The organism is Sphingomonas sp. CCH10-B3 (assembly GCF_001556185.1).
Lineage (GTDB): Bacteria > Pseudomonadota > Alphaproteobacteria > Sphingomonadales > Sphingomonadaceae > Sphingomonas > Sphingomonas aquatica.
Window position 1 is genome coordinate 34636 of sequence record NZ_LSIJ01000014.1, and the last position, 24340, is coordinate 58975.

The 24340-nt window shown below is 66.3% G+C and carries 22 protein-coding genes; 6 read left to right on the forward strand and 16 right to left on the reverse strand.

Annotated features, from left to right (window positions below):
* Window positions 1-13: 13 nt before the first annotated feature.
* The 15 genes from AX672_RS04020 to bchF form a co-directional block, all read right to left on the reverse strand.
* Window positions 14-1534, reverse strand: a complete 1521-nt coding sequence (locus tag AX672_RS04020; RefSeq protein ID WP_168727320.1) for a hypothetical protein — start codon at window positions 1532-1534, stop codon at window positions 14-16.
* Window positions 1535-1677: 143 nt separating this feature from the next.
* Complete coding sequence (gene hemA / locus AX672_RS04025) at window positions 1678-2898, reverse strand: 5-aminolevulinate synthase (protein WP_066648627.1); 1221 nt, start codon at window positions 2896-2898, stop codon at window positions 1678-1680.
* Window position 2899: 1 nt separating this feature from the next.
* Window positions 2900-3682, reverse strand: coding sequence for a putative photosynthetic complex assembly protein PuhE (gene puhE / locus AX672_RS04030; protein WP_066648631.1), 783 nt, complete (start codon window positions 3680-3682; stop codon window positions 2900-2902).
* Window positions 3679-4764 carry a magnesium-protoporphyrin IX monomethyl ester (oxidative) cyclase gene (gene acsF, locus AX672_RS04035; RefSeq protein ID WP_066648633.1) on the reverse strand — a complete coding sequence of 362 codons (1086 nt, stop codon included), beginning with the start codon at window positions 4762-4764 and terminating at the stop codon, window positions 3679-3681. The genes puhE and acsF overlap by 4 nt, the downstream gene beginning before the upstream one ends.
* A complete protein-coding gene (locus AX672_RS04040; protein WP_331711168.1) occupies window positions 4761-5054 on the reverse strand; it encodes a hypothetical protein in 294 nt (97 codons plus the stop codon). Before AX672_RS04040 ends, acsF begins: the two co-directional genes overlap by 4 nt.
* Window positions 5054-5536: a photosynthetic complex assembly protein PuhC gene (gene puhC / locus AX672_RS04045; RefSeq protein WP_231731147.1), complete on the reverse strand. Its 483-nt coding sequence runs from the start codon at window positions 5534-5536 to the stop codon at window positions 5054-5056. The genes AX672_RS04040 and puhC overlap by 1 nt, the downstream gene beginning before the upstream one ends.
* Window positions 5533-6159 (reverse strand): photosynthetic complex putative assembly protein PuhB, encoded by a 627-nt coding sequence (gene puhB, locus AX672_RS04050; protein WP_066648639.1) that lies wholly within the window; start codon window positions 6157-6159, stop codon window positions 5533-5535. Before puhB ends, puhC begins: the two co-directional genes overlap by 4 nt.
* Window positions 6156-6926, reverse strand: a complete 771-nt coding sequence (gene puhA, locus AX672_RS04055) for a photosynthetic reaction center subunit H (protein ID WP_066648641.1) — start codon at window positions 6924-6926, stop codon at window positions 6156-6158. The genes puhB and puhA overlap by 4 nt, the downstream gene beginning before the upstream one ends.
* Before the next feature lie 24 nt (window positions 6927-6950).
* Window positions 6951-8372, reverse strand: a complete 1422-nt coding sequence (locus tag AX672_RS04060; protein ID WP_066648648.1) for a BCD family MFS transporter — start codon at window positions 8370-8372, stop codon at window positions 6951-6953.
* Window positions 8369-9058, reverse strand: a complete 690-nt coding sequence (bchM, locus tag AX672_RS04065; protein ID WP_066648650.1) for a magnesium protoporphyrin IX methyltransferase — start codon at window positions 9056-9058, stop codon at window positions 8369-8371. Before bchM ends, AX672_RS04060 begins: the two co-directional genes overlap by 4 nt.
* Complete coding sequence (gene bchL, locus AX672_RS04070) at window positions 9055-9945, reverse strand: ferredoxin:protochlorophyllide reductase (ATP-dependent) iron-sulfur ATP-binding protein (RefSeq protein WP_066648651.1); 891 nt, start codon at window positions 9943-9945, stop codon at window positions 9055-9057. Before bchL ends, bchM begins: the two co-directional genes overlap by 4 nt.
* 13 nt (window positions 9946-9958) lie before the next feature.
* Entirely contained in the window at window positions 9959-13633 is a 3675-nt protein-coding gene (locus AX672_RS04075) for a magnesium chelatase subunit H (protein WP_066648652.1), read from the reverse strand.
* Window positions 13623-15242, reverse strand: coding sequence for a ferredoxin:protochlorophyllide reductase (ATP-dependent) subunit B (gene bchB / locus AX672_RS04080; protein WP_066648653.1), 1620 nt, complete (start codon window positions 15240-15242; stop codon window positions 13623-13625). The genes AX672_RS04075 and bchB overlap by 11 nt, the downstream gene beginning before the upstream one ends.
* Window positions 15242-16543, reverse strand: coding sequence for a ferredoxin:protochlorophyllide reductase (ATP-dependent) subunit N (locus AX672_RS04085; RefSeq protein WP_066648654.1), 1302 nt, complete (start codon window positions 16541-16543; stop codon window positions 15242-15244). The genes bchB and AX672_RS04085 overlap by 1 nt, the downstream gene beginning before the upstream one ends.
* Window positions 16540-17064, reverse strand: a complete 525-nt coding sequence (gene bchF / locus AX672_RS04090) for a 2-vinyl bacteriochlorophyllide hydratase (protein ID WP_066648655.1) — start codon at window positions 17062-17064, stop codon at window positions 16540-16542. Before bchF ends, AX672_RS04085 begins: the two co-directional genes overlap by 4 nt.
* Window positions 17065-17295: 231 nt before the next feature.
* Here bchF and AX672_RS04095 point away from each other — a divergent pair, with 231 nt between their 5' ends.
* The 6 genes from AX672_RS04095 (at window position 17296) to AX672_RS04120 (ending at window position 23685) form a co-directional block, all read left to right on the forward strand.
* Window positions 17296-18273, forward strand: coding sequence for a cobalamin B12-binding domain-containing protein (locus AX672_RS04095; RefSeq protein ID WP_066648657.1), 978 nt, complete (start codon window positions 17296-17298; stop codon window positions 18271-18273).
* Complete coding sequence (gene ppsR / locus AX672_RS04100; RefSeq protein ID WP_066648662.1) at window positions 18270-19700, forward strand: transcriptional regulator PpsR; 1431 nt, start codon at window positions 18270-18272, stop codon at window positions 19698-19700. The genes AX672_RS04095 and ppsR overlap by 4 nt, the downstream gene beginning before the upstream one ends.
* A gap of 109 nt (window positions 19701-19809) precedes the next feature.
* Window positions 19810-20718: a chlorophyll synthase ChlG gene (gene chlG / locus AX672_RS04105; RefSeq protein WP_066648669.1), complete on the forward strand. Its 909-nt coding sequence runs from the start codon at window positions 19810-19812 to the stop codon at window positions 20716-20718.
* Entirely contained in the window at window positions 20715-22019 is a 1305-nt protein-coding gene (locus AX672_RS04110; RefSeq protein WP_066648672.1) for a BCD family MFS transporter, read from the forward strand. The genes chlG and AX672_RS04110 overlap by 4 nt, the downstream gene beginning before the upstream one ends.
* On the forward strand, window positions 22016-23191 hold the full coding sequence (locus AX672_RS04115) for a geranylgeranyl diphosphate reductase (protein ID WP_066648674.1): 1176 nt from the start codon (window positions 22016-22018) through the stop codon (window positions 23189-23191). Before AX672_RS04110 ends, AX672_RS04115 begins: the two co-directional genes overlap by 4 nt.
* A gap of 14 nt (window positions 23192-23205) precedes the next feature.
* Complete coding sequence (locus tag AX672_RS04120) at window positions 23206-23685, forward strand: TspO/MBR family protein (protein ID WP_168727321.1); 480 nt, start codon at window positions 23206-23208, stop codon at window positions 23683-23685.
* Between the two features lie 85 nt (window positions 23686-23770).
* Here the strand turns inward: AX672_RS04120 and AX672_RS04125 are convergent, their stop codons facing one another.
* Window positions 23771-24316: a c-type cytochrome gene (locus AX672_RS04125; protein ID WP_231731148.1), complete on the reverse strand. Its 546-nt coding sequence runs from the start codon at window positions 24314-24316 to the stop codon at window positions 23771-23773.
* Window positions 24317-24340: the final 24 nt, after the last annotated feature.

Here is a 24340-nt window from a genome sequence, read left to right on the forward strand (position 1 = left end):
AGGGCCAAGCGCCCTAGTCGTCGTCCTTGCCGAACAATATAGTCTTGGCTTCGTCGATCTTACCGGCGTCGATCAGGCCGATGGCCTTGCGCATGACATTCTCGGTCAGCCCGTAATGCGGCGAAAAGGCCAGTGGCGCGAGCAGCATGCGCGCCAGCTTGGGGTCGCCGTCGATCAGCTCCTGCCGCGCGAGCCACAGTTTTATGTCGACGCTGTCGGGCGCCAGCACGGCGGCTCGCGACAATCCCTTCACCGCGCCCGGTGTCGGCTTGGCATGGGCGGCGATGAAGCTGCGGTAGTAGAAATAGAGCGGGGTTGCGGCGTTCGGCTGCTTGCGATTGGCAGTCAGGAACCAGCTGCGCGCCGTCTTCCAGGCGGCATCGTCGGCGCTCTTGCTCTTGCGCAGACGGGCGACCGCGATCCGGCCCTTGTTGACGAGGGCCTCGATACTGTCGGGCGCGATCGCCAATGCCCGGTCGGCGGCAGCATCGGCCTGATCAAGCCGATTGGCGACCAGCTCGATCTCGCTTAGCTGGGTCTGCACGGTCGCGTCGTCGGGATATTTGCGGCCGATGGCAGCGGCTTTCAGCGCAAACGGGTGCAGATCGTCCGAACTGATTCCGACCCGAAACGTGGTGTAAACGGGCTGCATGGCGGCAACTCCCGCAGGCAGGCGCGTCACCTGTACAGCGATGGGTTGTTTGGGCGGCGGCAGTGTGAGCAACGGCAATTTGCCGCGCATATAGGCATCGAGCTCGGCATCGAGCTTCTTCAGATCGCCGAACGCCTGTTGCGCTGCCTGATAGCTCGGCGTGCCTTGATTGATGGCGGCGATGTAGGCGTTGAGCTGGCCCAAACGTGCCGGATTGAGCACTAAATTATGGGTCAGCAGCCAGCCGCGTGCGTAAACCAGCGATTCATCATCCGGCAGCCCGTATTTTTCAGGACTGAGGAGGTTCTTCATCGCGATGCCTCTGCCTTTCAGCAGCGCTTCTCCGCGATAATTGGCGGGATAACCCAGCCGCAGCGATCCGTCGCTCTCGAACGTGACATTGGCGTTGAATTCGGCGAACCCTTCCGAAAACCAATAGGGATAGGCGCCGGTGAAATTGGTGGCCATGAATTGGTGACTGTATTCATGCAGCAGCACGGTCTGCGAACTCAGCGCGCCGACGGTGGCTTTCGCGTCGACCTTGGGATCGTAAAGCGAGAGGATGAACGAGCCGGCGGTCCGGGCATAGGAAACCCCGACGGCTCCATAGCAGCGGCAGGCCGCCTGAAAATCGCCCGAGCGCAGCACATAAACCGTGACCGGGCGCAACAACAGGTCGGGGTCATCGCCTACGCCGTATAGGGTCCGAAGCGCCGCATCGAACCGTTCGAGCCGCACCGCAAAATCGCGGGCATTCTGTTCGCTGTCGTCGATGTGGAGCACGAAATGGCTGGTGCGCGCCTGCCACCATTCGGCGCGCGCCGGCCCAGCCAGCGCCAACGGCAGCAGGCTCAGGAACAGGTATCGCAACAGAGTTGGCATCGCGGCTTCGCTCCCCGGGAGGACGCTAACCGGGCCGCAAATCAGGCGCAATCATCGGCGGCGGAGAGTCGCTGCGAAACCGGATTGGGTGCGAAGGTCACGGTTGGGCTCGCCATAGAGCTTCTCGTGACCTCAGCCCGGGATCAAGCCGCCATCGAACTCCGCGCGAGTTCGCACATCGACCAGATTTCGCTGAGCGCCGAGACGAGCTTGTCGATATCGGCGTCCGAATGCACCGGCGAGGGCGTAATGCGCAGCCGCTCGGTGCCGACCGGCACCGTCGGATAGTTGATCGGCTGGACATAGATGCCGTGGTTGTCGAGCAGCCAGTCGCTGATCATCTTGCACTTCTTGGCGTCGCCGACCATCACCGGGATGATGTGACTGGGGTTCTCCAGCGTCGGAATGCCGATCGCGTGCAGCCGGCGGCGCACCGTTGCGACGCGCTCCTGGTGACGGGCGCGTTCGACCTGGCTGGTCTTCAGATGGCGGATGCTCGCGGTCGCGCCGGCGGCAAGCGCCGGTGGCAGGGCGGTCGTGAAGATGAAACCGCTCGCAAAGCTGCGCACGAAATCGACGAGCTTGGCCGAACCCGTGATATAGCCGCCCATCACGCCGAACGCCTTGCCGAGCGTGCCTTCGATCACGTCGATGCGGTCCATCAGGCCGCGGGCTTCGGCAATGCCGCCGCCGCGTGGGCCATAAAGGCCGACGGCGTGCACTTCGTCGATGTAGCTCAGCGCGCCATGTTTTTCGCACACGTCCAGGATTTGCTCGATCGGGGCGATGTCGCCATCCATCGAATAGACGCTTTCGAACGCGACCAGCTTGGCCCGACCGGGCGCGATTGCGGCCAGCTTGCGGTCGAGGTCTTCCCAGTCGTTATGGTTGAAGCGAATGCATTCGGCGCGGCTGTGGCGGATGCCTTCGATCATCGAGGCATGATTAAGCGCGTCGGACAGCACCACACAGTCGGGCAGCTTCGCGGCGAGCGTCGACAGCGCCGCCCAGTTGGACACATAGCCCGAAGTGAACAGCAGCGCGGCTTCCTTGCCGTGCAGGTCGGCGAGTTCGGCTTCGAGTTCGACATGCGCGTGGCAAGTGCCGCTGATGTTGCGGGTGCCGCCCGCGCCCGCGCCGCAATCGTCGAGCGTTTGGTGCATGGCTTCGAGCACTGCCGGGTGCTGGCCCATGCCGAGGTAATCGTTCGAGCACCATACGGTCACTTCGCCGACGCCGTCGCCCGTGTAATGGCGGGCGCGCGGGAAGTTGCCGGCGCGACGCTCAAGCTCGGCGAAAATGCGATAGCGCCCATCCTGCTTCAGCGTGGCAAGCTGGCTGCCGAAATATGCCTCGTAATCCATCTTACCTCTGCTCCGTGCTCATGGTCTTTGCTCTAACAGGCTGGAGCGATGCCCAGCGATACATCATTGCGTCCCGGATCGGCAATGCGAGCAGCAAGTGCTCGACGACGCCCAGAAAGGCAAGTCCGGCGATCAGCGTCCAGCTGGCGGCCATGCCCGGCTCGCGGGTCGCGGCCGCAGCGGCCCACGCTCCCCAAGTAGCGAGCGACCCGAAACCGACTGAGAAGGGGAACAGCCAGTTGCAGCGCGCCTTGCGGAAATAGGTCTTGAGATAGGCCAGATGCGCCGGGAAGACCTCGTCCGACAGGCTCGGCACGCCGAGATAGAGATTGAGCTTGGCCGACAGCCGCATGCCGAACAGCAGCGCAAAGGCGAGCGGCGCAGTCTGGTTGGGCTGACCCCAGCACAATGCGACCAGCAACAGCACGGTCGCCGCGAGCGCGATCTCGTGGTGGATGACCGTGGCCGTCGCTGCCTTGAAGCGCGCCCAGCCGCGTGCGCCGGGCGGGCAGGGGTCGCGACGCGGGCCGCTGACGAAACCCATCAGAAATCCCATTTCGTGCCATCCCCAGATCGCGATCGAGGCGGCAAAGGCAATGTAGACCGATACGAAGCTCTGGCTGCCCGCCGTCGCGACGATTGCGATGAGGGCGGCAATGGCGACGATACCAGCCGCGCGGAAGCTGCCCGCAAAGGTCTCGCGCGGGCGGCTGTCGAGCCAGACCACGGCCGCCGTGCCGAAGAACCACACCGCCAGCGCGAAAAGGAGCGGTGGAACGCTCACCAGGCCGGGACCAGCCGAACATTGGCGGGGAGCGCATTGCGCTTGGCCGGGATCGCGAGCAGCCGGACGAAAGTTGCACCCGCCGCTGCCGTCAGGGCGAGTTTCTTGACGCGGCCGATGATGCCGCCCTGCGCCGTCGCTGCGTCCATCGCGTTCGAAATCCGCCGCATCCGCTCCATTCCGGTGCGGAACGCGGTGCTGTCAGTGTCGAGCGTGAGCGGGAACACCTGGCGCGAGATTGCCGAGCATATGTCGAACACCTGATAGTCGTAATCGGTCGGATCGACGCCGAGCGCGGCGTGGAACGACGGGCGATTATGATCGCGTACATACATGGTCGCATAGACCGCCATCAGGAAGAACTTGATCCACAGCCGGTTGTGACCCTGCAACAGCTTGGGATCGTTGCGCATCAGCAGCGCGAACGCCTCGCCGTGGCGGAACTCGTCGTTGCACCATTGTTCAAACCAGTTGAAGATCGGGTGAAAGCGCAGCTCGGGGTGCCGCGCGAGGTGGCGATAGATCGCGATATAGCGCGCATAGCCGATCTTTTCCGACAGATAGACGGCGTAGAAAATGAACTTCGGCCTGAAATAGGTGTATTTCTTGGTCTTGGTCAGGAACGACAGGTTCACGCCGATGCCGGCGTCTTTCAGCGTATCGTTGATGAAGCCGGCGTGGCGGCTTTCGTCGCGGCTCAGCAGCTTGAAGAGTTGCTTGATATCGGGGTTCTTCGCGCGCTTGGCGATTTCGGCATAAAGGATGCAGCCCGAGAATTCGGACGTCAGCGAACTCACCAGAAAATCGACGAATTCGGCGCGGAGATCGTCGGGCAGGCTTTCGATCACGCCGTCGAACGCTTCGGTGCGCGTGAAGTGGCGCTTGTTGGGGTCCGACTGCATCTCTGCGATCAGTTGGTCCCATTCGCGTCGCACATTCGTCACGTCGATGCGGTCGAGGGCCGCGAAGTCGGTCGTGTAGAAGCGCGGGCTCAGCACCGTCTCGCGCTGGGCGATCTTCATCGACTCGGTGTCGGTCGCCTTGGCCGAAGGGATGGCGGGGAATTTTGCTGGCGCGTTCATGCGGCCCTCCCGGGGGAAAAACTGACTTCGTAGAGTTCGGTCATTTCGAAATGGCCGGCGAACTTGGTCCACAGCCGCTCGATCGTGGTTGCGCGCTCCACGGTTGCGACGCGGTCGAACACCGCGCTTTCGCCGAAGCCGACGACGATCGGCTCGCCGTGCACGCGGACGCGGTCGCCGGGATAGATCGGCAGGTCGTCGGCAAGCTCGACATGCGCATGGCAGGCGGCATCGCTGTTATCGATTTCGATCCGGCATGGTGTGTCGAAGATCGTGCGGCGAAACGGCATCAGCGGGCCTCCGGCGATTGCAGCAGGGCAAGGAAGGCGTCGCGATTGGTCGGGCCAAAGGCGCCGAGTTCGAGCGCGCGGCCCGTCAGCGAGTCGACGAGCGAAAGCTGGCCGTCGCTCCACAGCGTCAGCTCGAACGGCGCATCGGCGCCCAGACCGCGCATCCGCCGGTCGCGCGCCATGCCGCGCATCACGCTGCGCACGAAGCCGCTCTTGGTGAACGGCGCGACCGTGCCAGCGACGCGCCCGGCGGCGACATCCTCGATTACGACGGCGCCATCAGCCCGATCGCTGAAGCGCAGGCTGCGCGTGATCACGACCCGGGCGTTCTCGTTTGCGCGCACCGTCGCCGGAACGGCGGCAGGCGGCAGTTGCGCGATACGGGCGGCGGTCGTTGCCGCAAGTGCGGTCAGCACCAGACCGCAGGCGAGGAACAATGCGCCCTTGGGCAGCATGTTGCGATGGTCATGCGCCATGCTCATGCCGCCACCGCCGCGCCGACCGGCGTCACTGTCAGGCTTTCGATGGTCGCGACCGGCTTGACGACGCCGTCACCCTGCGCGGCGCGGGTGGCGCGCGCGGCGATCATCCCGACCCGGGCGATGTCGGGGACCGCGCGCAGCATCGGCCGGGGGGCGCTGAAATGCCACCCCTGCGCGTGCGGCCACAGCGCGATATAGCCCAGCCGCTGCTGCCCGGTCAGTTGCAGCAGCAGATCGCCTGTGCCGCGTGCACGGGCGCGCAGGTCGATCGACCCGACCAGTGGCAGCGGCAGGTTGATGCACTTCGGAATCGCCATGCCGAAACGCAGGACGATGCGCCGGTTGGTGATCGTGTAGATCGTCGTCTTGGCGGTGCCGAAGGCGATCAGGTGCAGCAGCGCGACCCCGACCATCCCCGCCACCAACGTCATCCCGACACCGAGCATCGATCCGCCTGCCAGCGCCACCAGCGCGAGCACCCCGAAATAGGCAGTGACCGCACCGGTGTGGAACGCCGTCCGGGCAAGCACGCGCCAGTCAGGCGATCCCTGCCACAGGATCGTCTCGCCCGGCGGCAACAGCCCGGGCAGACCGCGGATCGGCTCGTTGTCGTATTCGCTCACAGGATCGGCTCCGAACGGCTTGGCGTGGCATAGAGATAGCCGCCGCCGAAATAGGCCTGGACGCGTTCTTCTTCGTACAGCGTGATCACGTCGGTGCCTTCAATGCCGGGGGCATCGGCGAACTGCGCCGCGGTGATCGCATCGACGGTTACGGTCGCGGTCGCCCGGCTGATGCTCGACATGAACATCGGCGCGAGCACGTGGCGGCCGCCGTCGATTTCGACTTCGAGATAGCGGATCAGGCGGTCGGCGCGGTCGATCCAGAGATCGGTGACCTTGCCAGCGGTGCGGCCATCGACGCCGACGACGGTATAGCCACGCGGATCAGCGTCACGGCGCTCGACCGTAAAGCCTTCGGCGACGCGCATCGGCACGATGCGGGGGTGGCCTTCCCAATCGAGATCGGGGTGCTTGGCGCGATTGGCATAAGCTGCCGGGCCGACGCCATCGACCAGCGGATTGCCGGTCGGCACCAGCGGCGCGCCCGCGAAATTCTCGGCCGGGCGAGCCGCAACCTTGAAGTCGTCGCGGCTGCCGTTGGGAACCGAGACGGTGCCGCGGCCAAAGGGCAGGCGGAACGTCTTGGGCAGCGCGCGCAGCAGCGCGGTGCCTTCGCCTTCGAGCCGGCCGGTCAGCTCATGTTCGAGCGGATAGCCTTCGCGGCGATCCTCGCGGCGGAGGTAGACCACCAACCCGAGGAAAAAGAGGAAAAAGGCGTTGAGCACAACGAGTGCCACGTCGATGTGCTGGGTGAGGGTCAAATGCATCGGACCATCCTTCTTTCTGGGCGCTCAGGCGAGACGTTCGGTGAATGGGGTTACGCGACGCGAACCATTCTCGGCGGTCCGCCGCGCCAGCGGACCAACGGCAATAAGTGCCGCAAACAACAAGGCGATTTCGATATGCCAGACGAAACTATAGCCGCTTGCCGGATCGACGAACCCGACGCCGAGCCGACCGCTGGTAGCCAGCGCGTCGAACCCGTCGCGCAGGGCGCCCGACAGCAGGATCGCGATGCCGCCCGCAGTCGCCTGCACGGCACCCCAGGCGCCGAGCGCGAGGCCTGACTTGTCGGTTGAAACATGGCCCATCGCCGCAATCAGCGTGCAGACGGTGAACAGCCCCCCGCCCAGGCCAATGCCGGTCGCGCCAAGGCACAGCAGCGGCACCGAGGCGAGCGGCGCGGACAGGACGACAATCGCAAAGGCGGCAATACCGAGCAGCACGCCCATACCCGCCAGCCGGTGCGGATCGGCTGCCCGATCGAGCGCGCGCGCGGCATAGGCAAAGCCCGCGATCATGCCGGCCGACCATAGCGCCGACAGCGCGGTCGTCTGGCCGACGTTGAGGCCGAGAACATGGCCGCCATAGGGTTCAAGCAGGATGTCCTGCATCGAAAAACCCGCCGCGCCGAGCGCCAGCGCAATCAGCAGGCGGCGCATCCGGCGCTCGCCGATCAGCTGGCGCCACTGGTCGCCGAAATCGACGGTATCGACGCGGCGGGTGCCACCGATCGCGCGCGCTTCCTGCTTCCACAGCGCGATGACGTTGAGCAGCATCGTCACCACCGCCGTCCCCTGGATCACGCCGACGAGGCGATAGGGATCGAAGCCGCCGCTCAGGATCCGCCCGAAGATCAGCGAGAAGACGAACATGCCGATCAGCAGCATCACATAGAGCAGCGCGACCACGCGCGGGCGTTTGGCCGCCGGCGACAGGTCGGTTGCGAGCGCCAGGCCCGCCGTCTGCGCGGTCGCCATGCCAGCCCCGACCAGCAGGAACGCGACCGAGGCGCCGATCACGCCCACCCAGAAGCCGCCCACCGCGCCACGTCCGGTCATCAGCAGTAGCGCGAACGGCATGATCGCGAGCCCGCCGAACTGCAGCAGCGTCCCGAACCAAATGTACGGCACCCGCCGCCAGCCGAGCACCGACACGTGATTGTCGGACTTGTAACCGATCAGCGCACGCGCGGGGGCGAACAGCAGAGGCAGCGCGACCAGCGCCGCGACGAGCGTCGCGGGCACACCGAGCTCGACGATCATCACTCGGTTGAGCGTGAAGTTGAGCAGCACGAACGCCATGCCGATCGACACCTGGAACAGCGACAGCCGCAGCAGTCGCCCGAGCGGCAATTCGGTCGTCGCCGCATCGGCAAACGGCAGGAACCGCGTGCCCATCTTGGTCCAGAAGGCGGCGGTGCGGCTGTTCATGCCGACAGCACCTCCAGCGCATGGCTGGTGTAGAAGCCGCCCGACACCTTGCGGTCGCGGCCCAATGTCGCGGCGGGCATCGCGTTGGTGATCAGCGTGCGCAGCAGTCGCTCGCGCACCGGCAGGATCGCGGGCGAGCGGTCGCTGCGCGGGAACAGCCGCCCCATGCCGAGCGCCAGCATCAACAGCGGCGTCTGCGGCGCAAAGGTGAAGACCATCGATCCGCGCATCCGCTCGCCGAGGCTGCGGAGCACCTCGACCATCTCGAACGCGGGATAGTGGATCAGCGAGTCCATTGCGACGACATGGTCGAATTCGCCCAGGCCGGCGTCGTGCATGTCGCCGACGCGCCAGTCGATGCTGAGTTTCTTCGGTGCGCGCTTGCGGGCGATCTCGACCAGGCTGCCGGCGACGTCGATCGCCACCACGTCGGCGCCGCGCATCGCTGCCTCGACCGCGAAGGCGCCGGTGCCGCAACCGGCATCGAGCACGCGCTTGCCGGTCAGGTCGGCGGGCAGCCACGACAGCAAGGTGTCGCGCATTTCATTGCGGCCCGCGCGCACCGTCGCGCGGATGCCGCTGACCGGCGCGTCGCTGGTCAGCTGTTCCCAGGCCTTGCTCGCGGTGCGATCGAAATAGGTTTCGAGCTGCCCGCGATAGCGCGAATATGTCGCCGTCGTCGTCATTCGAACCCCAGAAATTCGAAGATCTCGCGGTCCTTCATCGGCTTCGCGTCGAGCGCCGGAGCGCCCGCCCATAGCGTGGCCGCGAGCCGCTTATACTCGTCGCAGGCCGCCGCGACTTCGGGCGTCTGCTCCATTTCGAACAGCGTGCATTTCTTCAGCCGGCTGCGGCGGATCGCGTCGAGATCGGGGAAATGGGCGAGCCGCTTGAGGCCGGTCGCGGCGTTGAACCGGTCGATCTCGTCGGTCGCGGCCGAGCGGTTGGCGATGACGCCCGCCATCCGCACGTCGTAGTTCTTGGCCTTGGCGCCGATCGCCGCGACGATCCGGTTCATGGCGAAAATCGAGTCGAAATCGTTTGCCGCCACCACCACCGCGCGCTCGGCATGCTGCAAGGGGGCAGCGAACCCGCCGCACACCACGTCGCCGAGCACGTCGAAGATCACCACGTCGGTTTCTTCGAGCAGGTGATGCTGCTTCAGAAGCTTCACCGTCTGGCCGACGACATAGCCACCGCAGCCGGTGCCCGCCGGAGGGCCGCCCGCCTCGACGCACATCACGCCGTTATAGCCTTCGAACATATAGTCTTCGGGGCGCAGCTCCTCGGCGTGGAACTCGACCGTTTCGAGCACGTCGATGACGGTCGGCATCAGCTTCTTGGTGAGCGTGAAGGTCGAGTCGTGTTTGGGGTCGCAGCCGATCTGCAGCACGCGCTTGCCGAGCATCGAAAAGGCCGCCGACAGGTTCGACGAGGTCGTCGACTTGCCGATGCCGCCCTTGCCATAGACCGCAATCACCTTGGCGGTGCCGATCCGGTCGCCGGGGTCGAGCTTGACCTGAACCGAGCCTTCGCCGTCGAGGCCGCGTGTCGGGGGATCGAGTAATGCCATCGTTATCGTTCCTTTATGCCGCCACCGCGACGATGCCCTCGAGACGATCCTCGAGTTCATCGCTGGCGGCATGGAGTGCGGCGAGCGTCGCCGCGTCGGGGGTCCAGAAATTACGTTCGGAAGCTTCGATCAGCCGCCCCGCGACGCGCGCGGCGGCCTTGGGATTGAGCGCGGCGAGCCGCTCGCGCATCGCGGCATCGAGCACATAGGTTTCGGCGGTGCGCTGATAGACCCAGGGATCGACTTCGCCGGTGGTTGCCGACCAGCCGAGCGTCGTCGTCAGGTGACCCTCGATCGCGCGCACGCCTTCATAGCCGTGCCGCAGCAGCCCTTCGGTCCACACCGGGTTGAGCATGCGCGTGCGCGTTTCCAGCGCGACCTGTTCCTGCAAGGACCGGACCTTGCCCGCCCCTTGCGTCTGGTCGCCGATATAGACGGGCGCCGCTTCGCCGCCCTTGGCGCGCGTCACCGCGCGGCTGATGCCGCCGAGCGCATCGACATATTGGTCGATCGCGGTGATGCCGAGTTCGACGCTTTCGATGTTCTGGTAAGCGCAGTCGACGGTCTTGAGTGCCGAGGCGAGGATCGCGGCCTGGCGGACCGGCGCGCCCTTGACGCCGTAAGCATAGCCCTTTTGCCGTTCGAAGCTGTCGGCGAGTTCGTCGGGGTCGCTCCAGCTGCCGTCGTCGATCATCAGATTGACGTTGGCGCCATACGCCCCTTGCGCGTTCGAGAAGACCCGCAGCGCGGCCGTGTCGAGATCGCAGCCATGCTGCGCCTGATGCGCGAGGCTGTGCTTGCGAATGAAGTTCAGCTCGACTGGCTCGTCGGCGGCGCTGGCGAGCAGCGCGGCTTCGGCAAGCATCCGCGTCTGCAGCGGGAGCAGGTCGCGGAACACGCCCGACAACGTTGCGATCACGTCGATGCGCGGGCGGCCAAGTTCGGCAAGCGGCACCAGCTCGGCGCCGGCCAGCCGGTTGTAGCTGTCGAAGCGCGGGCGCGCGCCCATCAGCGCAAGCGCCTGCGCGATCTGCGCGCCTTCGCTCTTCAGATTGTCGGTGCCCCACAGCACCATCGCGACGGTTTCGGGCAGGTGACCCGCATCGGCGAGGCTGCGATCGAGCAGCCGCTGCGCCTGTGCAGCGCCGTCCTGCACCGCAAAGGCGCTCGGCAAGCGGAAGGGGTCGAAGCCATGGATGTTGCGCCCGGTCGGCAGGATCTCGGGCGAGCGCAGCAGGTCGCCACCGGCAACCGGCGCGATGTAGCGGCCCGCGAGCGCGCGGACGATGCCGTCGAGTTCATGGTTGGCGGCGAGCGCGCGGTCGAGCGCGGCCATGTCCTTGAGCAGCGGCGAGTCGATGCGCAGCGTGCCGTCGACCAGCGCGCCCGCGGTCTCGACCGACAGCGGCTCGCCACGGCTTTCGGCTGACGCCAAGATCATGTCGATCCGCTCTTCGCGGCTGGCGGCGCGTCCGGCGACATGCAGCCCCTGCGGGATCAGCTCGCGCTCGATTTCATAGAGGCGCGCGGCGAGGGCCGCGACATCGCGCCCGTCGAGGTCGAGCGCTTCGGCCTGCGCCTCGATCAGCTCGGCGAGCAGCGCGGTGTCGGGATCGCCCGCCGGGCTCGACCGCCAGCGATCGACCGATGCCTTCAAGTCGGCGAGCCCTTTGTACACACCCGATTTGGTGAGCGCCGGCGTAAGATAGCTGACGAGCGTCGCGCCCGAGCGCCGCTTGGCCAGCACGCCTTCGGACGGGTTGTTGGCGGCATAGAGATAGATGTTGGGCAAGTCGCCGATCAGCCGGTCGGGCCAGCATTGCGCGGTCAGCCCGGTCTGCTTGCCGGGCATGAATTCGAGGCTGCCATGCGTGCCGAAGTGCAGCACGGCATGCGCGCGGAAATCTTCCTTCAGCCAGCGATAGAAAGCGGCAAAGGCATGCGTGGGCGCAAAGCGGCCCTCGAACAGCAGCCGCATCGGATCGCCCTCGATGCCGAGCGCGGGCTGGATGCCGACGAAGACATTGCCGAAACGCGCGCCGAGGATCTGCACCGCGCTCCCGTCCGACTGGAGCTTGCCGGGGGCGGGCCCCCAGCTTGCCTCGATTTCCTTCAGCCAGGTCTCGCGCGCGACGATCGTATCGGCGCTGACACGGGCGTGGACATTGGCTTCGCTGCCATAGCGGCCTGCGTTGCCAGCGAGGATCGCGTCACGCAGGGCATCGACGGTCGCGGGCACCTCGACGTCATAACCCTCGGCATCGAGCCGCTGGAGCGTGGCATGGAGCGATTCGAACACGCTCAGGAACTGCGCGGTGCCGGCCGCACCCGCGTTGGGCGGGAAGTTGAACAGCACGATGGCGACGCGGCGCTCGGCCTCGCGCGCGCGGCGCAACTCGATCAGCTTCAGCACGCGGGCCGCGAGCGTCTCGGCGCGCTCGGGGCAGCTTTCCATCGCGCGGACCGATCCGGTCGCGGGAAAAGTGCAGCCGCGCGCACAGCCGGTGCAGGGGGCGTCGCTGCCGTCCGACCGCCCGCCGAACACCATCGGCACGGTGCCGCCGTCAAGCTCGGGGATCGCGATCATCATCGTCGATTCGAGCGGCAGCAGCCCCATCGAATTGGCCGCCCAGCCCTGAAGCGTCTGGAACTCGACCGGATGCGCCGCGATATAGGGGCGGTCGAGCTTGGCGAGCACGGCTTCGGCCGCCGCCGTGTCGTTGTAGGCGGGGCCGCCGACGAGGCTGAAGCCGGTCAGGTTGACGACCGCATCGACCGTCGCCTTGCCGTCCTTCATGAACAGCGCGTCGATTGCCGGGCGCCCGTCGAGCCCGCCAGCGAACGCCGGGATCACGTTGAGCCCCTTGGCCTCCAGTGCCGCGATCACGCCGTCGTAATGCGCGGCATCCTTGGCGAGCACATAGGAGCGCAGCATCAGCAGGCCGACGCTGCCCTTGGTGCCGCGGCTCGGCGGCAGGTCGGCGAGCTTGGCCGAAATCCGCGCCGGCATGCGCGGGTGATAGACGCCGACCTCAGGATAATCGCGCGGCGCGGCGGCTTTCATCGTCCCGCGCAACGCGGCGCGGTCGCCACTCGCATAACGATCGATCAACGCGCGGATCATGTCGACGACATTGTCGTCGGACCCCGCCAGCCAATATTGCAGCGTCAGGAAATAGGCGCGCACGTCCTGCGCAGTGCCGGGAATGAAGCGCAGCAGCTTGGGCAGCCGCCGCAGCATCTTCATCTGCCCCGCGCCCGAATTGGTGCCCGGCTTGCCCGAGCCGCGCAGCTTCTTGAGCAGGGCGAGCGGACCGGAAGCGGGCTTGTCCATCCGGTAATCGCCCATCCGCGTCAGCCGGACGATCTCGCCTGCCGACATCAGGCCGACCAGCGCGTCGCACGCCTCGCGCCGCGCTTCGAGGGCCGGCAGCACCGCGCGGATATGGTCTTCGAGGAACAGCATCGTGCACAGGATGATGTCGGCGCGGGCGATATCGGCATTGGCGGCGGCGAGCGCGCCGGGCTTGTCGTCCCAGTCGGCGGCGGCGTGGAAGCCGATCGTCACGCCGGAGCCCGTGCGGTCAAACGCCGCCTGCGCCCGCTGGAACGCGCCCGACAAGTGATTGTCGAGCGTAATGACGACGACCCGCACCGGTGCTGTGGAGATGGGGCCCTCAGCGCGCATAATGGGCCTTTGCGTCATAGAGGGTGTCGAGCGTGATCGCGCTCAGGCCCATTTCGGCGGCATATTTCTCGGTATTCCGCCGCGCCTTGCCGCGCACGAAGAACGGGATTTTCTGCAGCTCGCGCTCGGCTTCGGCGGACCAGCCAGTAGCGACCTCGGATGCGGCCACCAGCACCTCTACCGAACCGTCCGTGTCGGGCGACGTCGAGACACTTTGCGCACCGCTTGCGGCCTGTTTCTCGACTTCGCTCGAAACGAACGGTTGCGGAGCGGCGGGTGCCGACGACCCATGCCCCAGATGGCTCGCCCCAGCGGCGTCCGAAAACTCGAAATCGTCGCGGAACATCGTCAGCAGATGTTCCTCCAGCCCCATCACCAGCGGATGGACCCATGAGTCGAACAGCACATTCGCGCCTTCGAAGCCCATTTGCGGCGAGTAGCGCGCCGGAAAATCCTGCACATGCACCGGCGCCGAGATCACCGCGCAGGGAATGCGGAGCCGCTTGGCGATGTGGCGCTCCATCTGCGTACCGAGCACCAGTTCGGGCTGGAGCGCCTGGATCGCCGATTCGACCGCGAGATAATCGTCGGTGATCAGCGGCTCGACGCCGTAGAGCTTGGCGGCATCGCGGATGTCGCGCGCGAATTCGCGGTTGTAGCAGCCGAGGCCGACGACGGTGAAACCCAGCTCGTCCTGTGCAACCCGGGCGGCAGCGATCGCGTGCGTCGCGTCGCCGAAAATGAACACGCGCTTGGCAGTCAGATAGGTCGAGTCGACCGACCGGCTCCACCATGGCATGTTTGACGTGCCGAGCGCCTTGGCCGGATCGACGCCTGCCAGTGCGGCGACTTCGGCGATGAAATCGCGCGTCGCGCCATGGCCGATCGGCACCGTCCGCACGGACTTCTGCCCGAACGTCTTTTCCAGCCAGCGCGTGGTCGTGTCGGCGATTTCGGGATAAAGGCAGATGTTGAAATCGGCGGCACCAATGCGCGCGATGTCGGCAGGCGATGCTCCGCGCGGCGCGACCAGATTGAGGTCGATGCCCAGCGTCGCCAGCAGCCGCGTAATCTCGATCACATCATCGCGGTGGCGGAAACCGAGCGCCGTCGGGCCGAGCAAGTTCGCCAGCGGGCGACGACCGTCACGCGGCGCCGGGCGCAGCTCGCGGTCGGCGAGATGGCGAACGATCTGGTAGAAGGTCTCGGCCGCGCCCCAATTTTCCTTGCGGCTGTAGCTCGGCAGTTCGAGCGGGATGACCGGGCAGGGGAGGCGCATCGCCTCGGCCATGCCGGCGGGGTCGTCCTGGATCAGCTCGGCAGTGCATGACGCCCCGACGATCATCGCCTGCGGGTTGAAGCGTTCGAAAGCATCGCGCGCGGCGGCCTGGAACAGCTCGGCGGTATCCTTGCCGAGGTCACGCGCCTGAAAGGTCGTGTAGGTGACCGGGGGGCGCTTCTGCGAGCGTTCAATCATCGTGAACAGCAAGTCGGCATAGGTATCGCCCTGCGGCGCATGGAGGACGTAATGCACGCCTTCCATTGCGGTCGCGATCCGCATCGCGCCGACATGGGGTGGTCCCTCATAGGTCCAGACCGTCAGCTGCATCAGACCCTCAGCACGTCGCGGCGCCGCAGCGGCCGCGCGAAAAGTTCGGCGAGGTCGCCCGCCTGGTCGAAGCCGTGGATCGGCGAGAACACCAGCTCGATCGCCCATTTAGTCGTCAGCCCCTCGGCCTCGAGCGGATTGGCGAGGCCGAGGCCGCAGATGGTGAGGTCGGGCTTGGCGGCGCGCACCCGGTCGAGCTGGCGCTCGAGATGCTGGCCTTCGCTGATCACCGTTTCGACCGGCAGCAGCTCGAGCTCGCGCGCGAGGTGGCGGCGATGGAGATAGGGCGTGCCGACTTCGATCGGCGTCATCCCCAGCTCCTGCGCAAGGAAGCGTGCGAGCGGCACTTCGAGCTGCGAGTCGGGCAGAAAGAATACGCTCTTGCCGCGCAGATGCTGCGCCGCATGGGCGATCGCGCGACGGGCGCGCTCCTGATAGGGCGCCAGCACCGCATCGACGTGCAGAGAGTCGATTCCGAACGCAGCGGCGGCGGCGCGGAACCAGTCGGTGGTGCCGATCACGCCGAACGGGAACAGCGCGTCGAGCCGCACCGCGCCGCGATCCTCGAGTGCGCGGGCGGTGTCGCCGAGGAACGGCTGGGCGAGCAGGTAGCGCGTGTCGGGACCGACGGCCGGCAGCGCGCCCGACCGGCGCGCGGGCAGGAATGCGACCGGACCGATCCCGAGCTGGGCGAACAGCCGCGCGAACTGGTCCTCGACAATATCGGGCAGGGTGCCGACGACCAGCAATTGCTGCGCAGCATGTTGCGCAGCAGGAAGCTGCGGCACGAGCGCGGCGAGGCAGGCATCCTCGCCTTCGGTGAAGGTCGTCTCGATGCCGCTGCCCGAATAGGACACGATGCGAACCACCGGATGGTGGCGCGTCGACAGCCGCTGCGCCGCCTTTGCCAGATCGAGCTTGATGACTTCGGACGGGCACGAGCCGACCAGGAACAGCATCTTGATGTCGGGACGGCGCGCGAGCAGTTCGGCGACGACGCGGTCGAGTTCCTCATGGCAATCGGCCATGCCGGCGAGGTCGCGTTCCTCGATGATTGCGGTGCCGAAGCGCGGCTCCGCGAACACCATCACCCCCGCTGCCGATTGCAGCAGATGCGCGCAGGTGCGCGAGCCGACGACGAGGAAGAAGGCGTCCTGCAGCTTGCGATGGAGCCAGATGATGCCGGTCAGCCCGCAGAAGACTTCGCGCTGGCCCCGCTCGCGCAGGACCGGCGCGCAATCGGCGGCACTGCCGGGCAGGGTGCTGGGGCGCAGCGCCTCGGGGAGCGTCAGCACGCTCATGCCGCCACCGCCCGCATCGGCGGCTCGGTCGCCGCCTGCAGCCGCGCCATCCGCAGCTTCCAGACGAACTGCCCCGCGTTGATGACGTAAGTGACATAGGCCGCCAGCGCGAGCAGCATCAGCGCGCGCTCGCCCAGCAGCCCCCAGCCGAGCGCCACCAGATAGGCGGTGTGCAGCGCCAGCACGAGCATCGAGAAGACATCTTCCCAGAAGAAGGCCGGCGCGAACAGCCATTTGCCGAACACGACCTTTTCCCAGATCGAGCCGGTGATCATGATCGTGTAGAGCGCAACCGTCTTGACGATCACCGATGCGGTCGCAGCGTCGGCACCTTCGCCGGTCGCAAGATAGCGCAGCACCAGCGCGAGGCTGACCAGAAAGATCAGGAACTGCACCGGCGCCAGCACGCCCTGCACGAGTGTCCACACACTCGCATCGCGGCGGCGGCGTTCCTCGGGAGTATAGAGCCCCGCAGTTTCCCGCTGGATCGCCCCTCCCGTCGCTGATGTCCGCGCCTGCATCGCTCTTGCGTCCTCAATGGACTTTCACTCGCTCGCAGACTGGCCCGCCCTGTCCAAAGTGTCAATAGAAACGAACGTCCATAAATTTGGACAGTTTGCGACGAGCCGAAAATTTCGATATTGTCACATCGTATCGACAGGCCTAGCCTTTCGACTCGACGGGGTGCGGGTCAAAAATGACGATCCCTGCCGTGGCTATGTTGCCATCTCACCAGGCTAGGAGAGCCGGGTATGTCGTCGCTGTTTTCCTATGGGCGTGCGCAGATCGCATCGGTTTCGCGTTGGCAATTGCCGGTACGGCGCGTGCGGCTCTGGGGTGACGCGGTCAAGATCGGAACGAAATCTTCGCATGCGCACCCAAGCGACGTCTCGCTGTCGGCAATGATCGAAGCCGAAATCATTCCGCGGCTGGTCGCCTCGCGGCCGGCCTCGCTGGCACCGGTCATTTCAGGTGTAACCGGCGGCGACGCGCCGTCGGATGGCCCGGCGAGCGCCGTCACCGATCGCGATGTCGAAGAATTCACGCCGCTGACCCTCTCGGCCGAAGCCGATGCGCTGATGGACTTTATCGAAGCGCTGATCGCTCGCGGCGTGCCGGTTGATACCGTGCTTGTCGATCTGCTTGCGCCGACCGCGCGCCAGCTCGGCCGATATTGGGAAGACGATGTCTGCGATTTCGTCGATGTGACGATGGGCCTGTGGCGTCTTCAGGAGATCGTCCACGAATTGTCGGCCTATTTGCCAGCGGCGACATGGAGCGGCCCGCGCTGGCGCGCGTTGTTCACGCCGATGCCCGGCGACCAGCACAGCTTCGGCTCGATCCTGCTCGACGAGATATTCGCACGCTCGGGCTGGTTCACCGATCGGCTGGGCGATGTGAGCGAGTCCGAACTGCTCGATCGGATCGCCGCAGACCCGTTCGATCTGGTTGGATTGACGGTCGGGTGCGAGTCTCATATGGCCGCGCTTCCCTCGCTCATCGAGGCAGTGCGGCGTGTTTCGGCGAACCCGCAGGTCTGCGTGATGGTGGGGGGGCAGGATTTTCGTCGAGGCGCCTGCGCGCGCGACCGAAGTCGGCGCCGATGGCACCGCGCCCGATGCCAGGATCGCGGTTCAGGTCGCCGGCCGGCTGGTCGGTGCGGTATCCCGGAGGGATTTCGCACGCGGGTGAGCTTCGATTCGCGAAGGAGCGCAGCAGTTCGCCAGTGAACAAGCACGTCACCCCCTTTGAGCCCCGGCTGTTCCAGCGGCCCGATGCCCTGCCCAAGGCGATTTCGCCGGGCATGGTCGCGTCGATGCTGGGGTCGGCGGGCGATCTGGCGTTCGTGCTCGATGCCGCGGGAGTGGTGCTTGACGTCGCGATCAGCGAATCGGGGCTCGCAACGCATGGTTTTGCCGATGCGATCGGGAAACCCTGGATCGACACCGTCACCGACGAAAGCCGCATCAAGGTAGCCGAGATGCTCGCCGACGCCGCGCGCGGCGTGGCCGGACGCTGGCGGCAAATCAATCATCCGACGACGAGTGGCGACATTCCGGTCAGGTACATGACCGTGGGTCTGGGCGAGGGGCGGGTGATCGCCATCGGTCGCGACATGCGCGATGCCGCCGTGCTCCAGCAACGGTTGCTTCAGGCGCAGCAATCGCTTGAGCGTGATTATCTGCGGCTGCGCCAGGCCGAGGCCCGGTACCGGCTGTTGTTCGATATGGCGACTGAACCCGTGTTGATCGTCGATGCCGCGACAAGGCGGATTCGCGAGGCCAATCCGGCGGCGCACCGGGTGCTTGGCGCCAAGCCCGGCACGCTGACCGATCAGCCGGTCAGCGGGATCGTGGCGCCCGATCATCGCGAAGCCTTTGTCGCGTATCTCGGTGGCGCCGAAGCGGCCGACGATGTCGCGCCGATCACTTTGCCGCTGCGCGGCGGCAACGGCGAAATGATGCTCTCCGCGCGGCTGTTTCGGCAGGCGCGGACCGCGATGTTGCTGGTCCGCGTCACGGCGAAGGAAAAGGACGAGCCGAAGCGACCGGACGGGGACATCCCCTGGGTCGATGTCGTCGAGCGGATGCCCGACGCCTTTGTCCTCACCGACAATGCGCTCAATATCCTGACCGCCAATGCGTCGTTCATTGAACTTGCGCAATTGCCGTCGCTCGATCGGGCGCGCGGCAATCGGCTCGACAGCTGGCTGGGGCGCCCCGGCGTCGACGTCGACCTGATCGTCGGCCAGCTGCGCGACCACGGCGCGGTACGCAATGTCGCCTCGGTGCTGCGCGGAGTCGACGGTGGCGTCGAGGAAGTCGAAGTGTCGGCAGTCGCGGCGCCTTATGGTGACAGTAGCTGCTTCGGCTTCACGATCCGGCTGGTCGGTCGCCGGCTGCGCGACCTGCCGACGGGCGACCAGCCGCTGCCCCGCTCGGTCGAGCAGCTGACCGATCTGGTCGGTCGCATGTCGCTCAAGGAAATCGTCCGCGAATCGACCGATTTGATCGAACGGCTGTGCATCGAAGCGGCGCTTGCGCACACTTCGGACAATCGCGCTTCGGCCGCCGAGATTCTTGGCGTCAGCCGCCAGAGCCTCTATTCAAAGCTGCATCGCCACGGACTCGGCAATCTTGTCGGCGACGACGGCTGACGGCTGAAAGCCGACGGCAGCCATTGCCGTCGCGTGAATGGACAGCGACTGTCCAAAAATACTGACAATCTTGATTGACGCTTGAGTTTGTCAGGCATAGCCTCACCTTATGGCTCGAAGCTCCGCCACGCTTGCCTTTGCGCCGCCGCCGCGGCTGCGCGACGTGGTGGAATTGCTCAAGCCGATCACCTGGTTCCCGCCGATCTGGGCGTTCATGTGCGGCGTCGTCTCGTCGGGCGAAGCATGGGGCCCGCGACTGCCGTTCATCATCCTCGGCTTCCTGCTGACCGGCCCCTTGGTGTGCGGCACCAGCCAGGCGATCAACGACTGGTTCGACCGGCACGTCGATGCGATCAACCAACCCGACCGGCCGATCCCGTCAGGGCGGATCGCGGGGAATTGGGGGCTGCGGATCGCCATTATCGGCTCGCTGCTGTCGGCTGCTGCATCGCTGCTGGCAGGCCCTTGGGTGTTCGGCGCGACCTGCCTCGCGCTGGCGGCTGCTTGGGCCTATAGCGCGCCGCCGTTTCGCGCCAAGATGAGCGGCATCTGGGGGCCGGGTCTGGTCGCGATCAGCTATGAAGGCCTGACCTGGTTCACCGGTGCGAGCGTGATGGCGGGCGGGCTGCCGTCGGCGCCGGTGCTCGCGGTGTTGCTGCTCTACAGCCTCGGCGCGCATGGCATCATGACGCTCAATGATTTCAAGGCGGTCGAGGGCGACCGCGCGATGGGTATCCGCTCGCTCCCCGCCACGCTCGGCATCGACCGCGCGGCGCGCGTCGCCTGTTGGGTGATGGCCGTACCGCAGGCAGTGGTGATCGCGATCCTGTTCCAGCTCGATCATTTCGGCGCCGCAGCAATCGTAACGGTGTTGCTGGTCGCGCAACTGGTGCTGATGCGCCGCCTGCTAGCCGATCCGGTCGGCAACACGCCGTGGTACAATGCGACCGGCACGACGCTGTCGGTGCTGGGAATGCTTGCCTCGGCACTGGGCCTTGGCGGCGTGCTGCCGATATGAAGCCGCTCGGCTGGATCGGCATCGCCCGGCTGGGGCTGGTGCAATTTTCGATCGGCGCGGTCGTGATGCTGTCGTCGTCGCTGCTCAACCGGCTGATGGTGGTTGAATATGGACTGCCGGCAGCGGTGCCTGCAGGGCTGGTCGCATGGCATTACGCCGTGCAGCTCTCGCGTCCCGTTTGGGGGCATGGCTCCGACCGCGGCCACCGGCGCACGCCGTGGATCATCGGCGGCATGGTGTTGCTGGCGGGCGGGGCGATGCTGGCAGTCGCATCGCTCGGCGAACTCGGGCGCGGAAGCGTGCTCGGTTTTGCGATGGCAATCCTTGCCTTCACGATCATCGGCGCGGGCGTCGGCGCGGCAGGCACGTCGCTGCTCGCCCTGCTGGCAACACGGACGGCGCCCGAACGGCGCGCGGCGGCGGCTGCGATCACCTGGATCATGATGATCGTCGGCATCGTCATTACCGCAGGCGTTGCCGGGCGGCTGATCGATCCCTTTACCCCGGCGCGACTCATGCTGGTGGCGGGCGGCATTACAGGCGGCGCGGTCCTGGTCTCGCTGATCGGCGTGTGGGGCGTCGAAGGCAGGGCGCTGGCGAGCGCGTCCGCCGCCGACGCACCACCCACGCAGTCGTTCGTCGAGGCAGTGCGCGAAATGCTCGCCGAACCCGAGGCGCGCCACTTCACGGGCTTCGTCTTTCTCGCGATGCTCGCTTATTCGATGCAGGATCTGGTGCTCGAGCCCTTTGCCGGGCTCGTTTTCGGCATGACGCCGGGCCAGTCGACCCAGCTTTCGGGAACGCAGCATAGCGGGGTGCTGCTGGGCATGATTCTGGTGGGCGTCGGCGCGAGCGCCTTTGGCGGCGGCAGCCCGCGCGTGCTGCGGCGTTGGATCGTCGGCGGCTGCGTCGGCTCGGCGCTGGCGCTGGTCGGGTTGGGGCTTGCCGCGCGTGCCGGGCCAGGCTGGCCGCTGACGGCGAATATCTGGGTGCTCGGCTTTGCCAATGGCGTGTTCGCCGTCGCCGCGATCGGCGCGATGATGAGCCTTGCCGGCGCCGCCGGACCGCAGCGCGAGGGCGTGCGGATGGGCGTCTGGGGCGCGGCGCAGGCAATCGCCTTCGGACTTGGCGGGCTGACCGGGGCGGTCGGCGTCGACATCGCGCGCGCGGTCGCAAAGGCCGATGCGCCTGCGTTCACGCTCGTCTTCGCGTGCGAAGGAGCATTGTTTCTTGCGGCGGCATGGCTCGCCGTGGGCGTCGGGCGCGGGGCGATTGCCCGCCAACGGAGGGCTTTGGCATGAAGCATGATTTCGATGTCGTCGTGGTTGGCGGCGGCCCCTCGGGCGCGACTGCCGCGACCGATCTGGCTCGGGCGGGCCACCATGTCCTGCTGCTCGACCGTGCAGGGAGGATCAAGCCGTGCGGCGGTGCCATTCCGCCCCGGCTGATCAAGGATTTCGACATTCCCGACCACCTGCTGGTCGCCAAGGCAACCGCCGCGCGCATGATCGCGCCATCGGCAAAGGCGGTCGAAATGCCGGTCGGCGACGGCTTCGTCGGCATGGTCGATCGCGACGTGTTCGACGAATGGCTGCGCGCGCGCGCGGCGCTGGCTGGGGCCGAGCGGCGCACGGGCACGTTCGACCGGATCGAGCGCGACGCCGACGGCACTGCCGTGATCGTCTACACCGAAGCACGCGGCGGGCAGGAGCAACGCGTCCGCACGCGTGCCGTTATCGGCTGCGACGGCGCGCGATCGGGCGTCGCGCGGCACGCGATCAAGGGCGCGCGCACCAAATTCGTCTTTGCCTATCATGAAATCGTTCGCGCACCCGCCGAACATTATGATTTCCGGCCCGAACGCTGCGATGTCGTCTATCAAGGTGCGATCTCGCCCGATTTCTACGGCTGGGTGTTCCCGCACGGCGAGACCGCGAGCATTGGCGTCGGCAGCGCCAACAAGGGTTTTGCCCTGCGCGACTCGTGCGCGCGGCTGCGGGCGCAAAGCGGGCTGGCCGGCTGTGAGACGATCCGCCGTGAAGGCGCGCCGATCCCGCTCAAGCCTTTGTCGCGCTGGGACAATGGCCGCGATGTCGTGGTCGCAGGCGATGCAGCGGGCGTCGTCGCGCCGGCATCGGGCGAGGGGATATACTACGCAATGAGCTGCGGCCGCCTCGCCGCCGAAGCCGTCACCCAATTCCTCGCCACCGGCAAGCCCGCCGCGCTGCGGCAGGCACGCAAGCGCTTCATGCGCGCACATGGCCGGGTCTTCTGGGTGCTCGGCATCATGCAGCACTTCTGGTACCGCAGCGACAAGCGCCGCGAGCGCTTTGTCACCATTTGCGAGGACAAGGACGTGCAGCGGCTGACCTGGCAGGCCTATATGAACAAGGAACTCGTGCGCGCCGAGCCGATGGCGCATGTGCGCGTGTTCGTGAAGGACATGGGTCATTTGCTGGGGCTGACTGCCTGAGCATGTCGAAGCCAATGCCGCGCCTCTGGATGTTCCCGATCGTCGTCGGCGGCTTGGTGGCTGCGCTGGTCGCGATCATGGGACTGACGATCGCGCTGCCCGACGCTTGGTATCACCAGCTCGTGCTGCCGCGCTGGGCGCCGCGCGACGATGTGTTCGGGCTGGTGTGGATGATCGTCTATGGAGTCACCGCGATTGCCGTCGTCACCGGCTGGCGAGCGATGCCGACGCGCGAAGGTGACTGGCTGATCGGCTTGTTCGCGACCTCGGGCTTCCTCAACATATTGTGGAGCCTGTTGTTCTACCGCCTCCACCGACCCGACTGGTCGCAGGTCGAAGTGATCCTGTTCTGGATTTCGGCGCTGGCGCTGGTCGTGCACAGCTGGCGCTGGTCGATCACGGCGGCGCTGATGTTCATGCCCTATCTCGGCTGGGTGACGTTCACCGGCTATCTCAATCTGGTGATCGTGCGGCTGAACGGTCCGTTCGGCTGAGCCGCACCTCGCCATCTCGGATGGCAGACAGCAAAAAGGGCGGACCTGTCGCCAGGCCCGCCCCGTCTGTTCGTGATCGAGTGACTTACTTGAGCGTCGACAGATAAGCGATCGTGTCGGCGCGCTGCTGCGGGTCGGGCATGCCCGGATAGGTCATCTTGGTGCCCGGAACCACGCGCTGCGGCTTTTCGAGATACTGGAACAGCTTTTCGGGCGTCCAGGTGATGCCGCTGTTCTTGTTGGCTGCCGAATAGGTGTAGCCTTCGACCGTGCCGGCCGCGCGACCCACGATCCCCTTCAGCATCGGGCCGATCATGTTTTTGTCGGGCGCATGGCAAACCTTGCACGCGATGAAGGCCTTCTCGCCCTTCGCAGCATCGCCCGTGAACGAAGCGAACTTCGCGCCCGACAGCGTGTCGGTGTTATCCGCGGCAACTGCGCCAGCGGCGGGAGCGGCTGCGGGTGCTGCCGTGTTGGCAGTCGCTTCCGGCGCCGCAGCGGCAGTGGGCTCAGCGGCCGGCGTGCTGGCAGTTTCTTCGGCCGGCTTCTGCGAGCATGCGGCCAACGCAAAAACCGACAGAGCCACGCCAAATGCGATCCGGCCCATCGGCGTCGACGATTGTGAGTGCATCTTGTCCTGCTCCTACCCATTCAA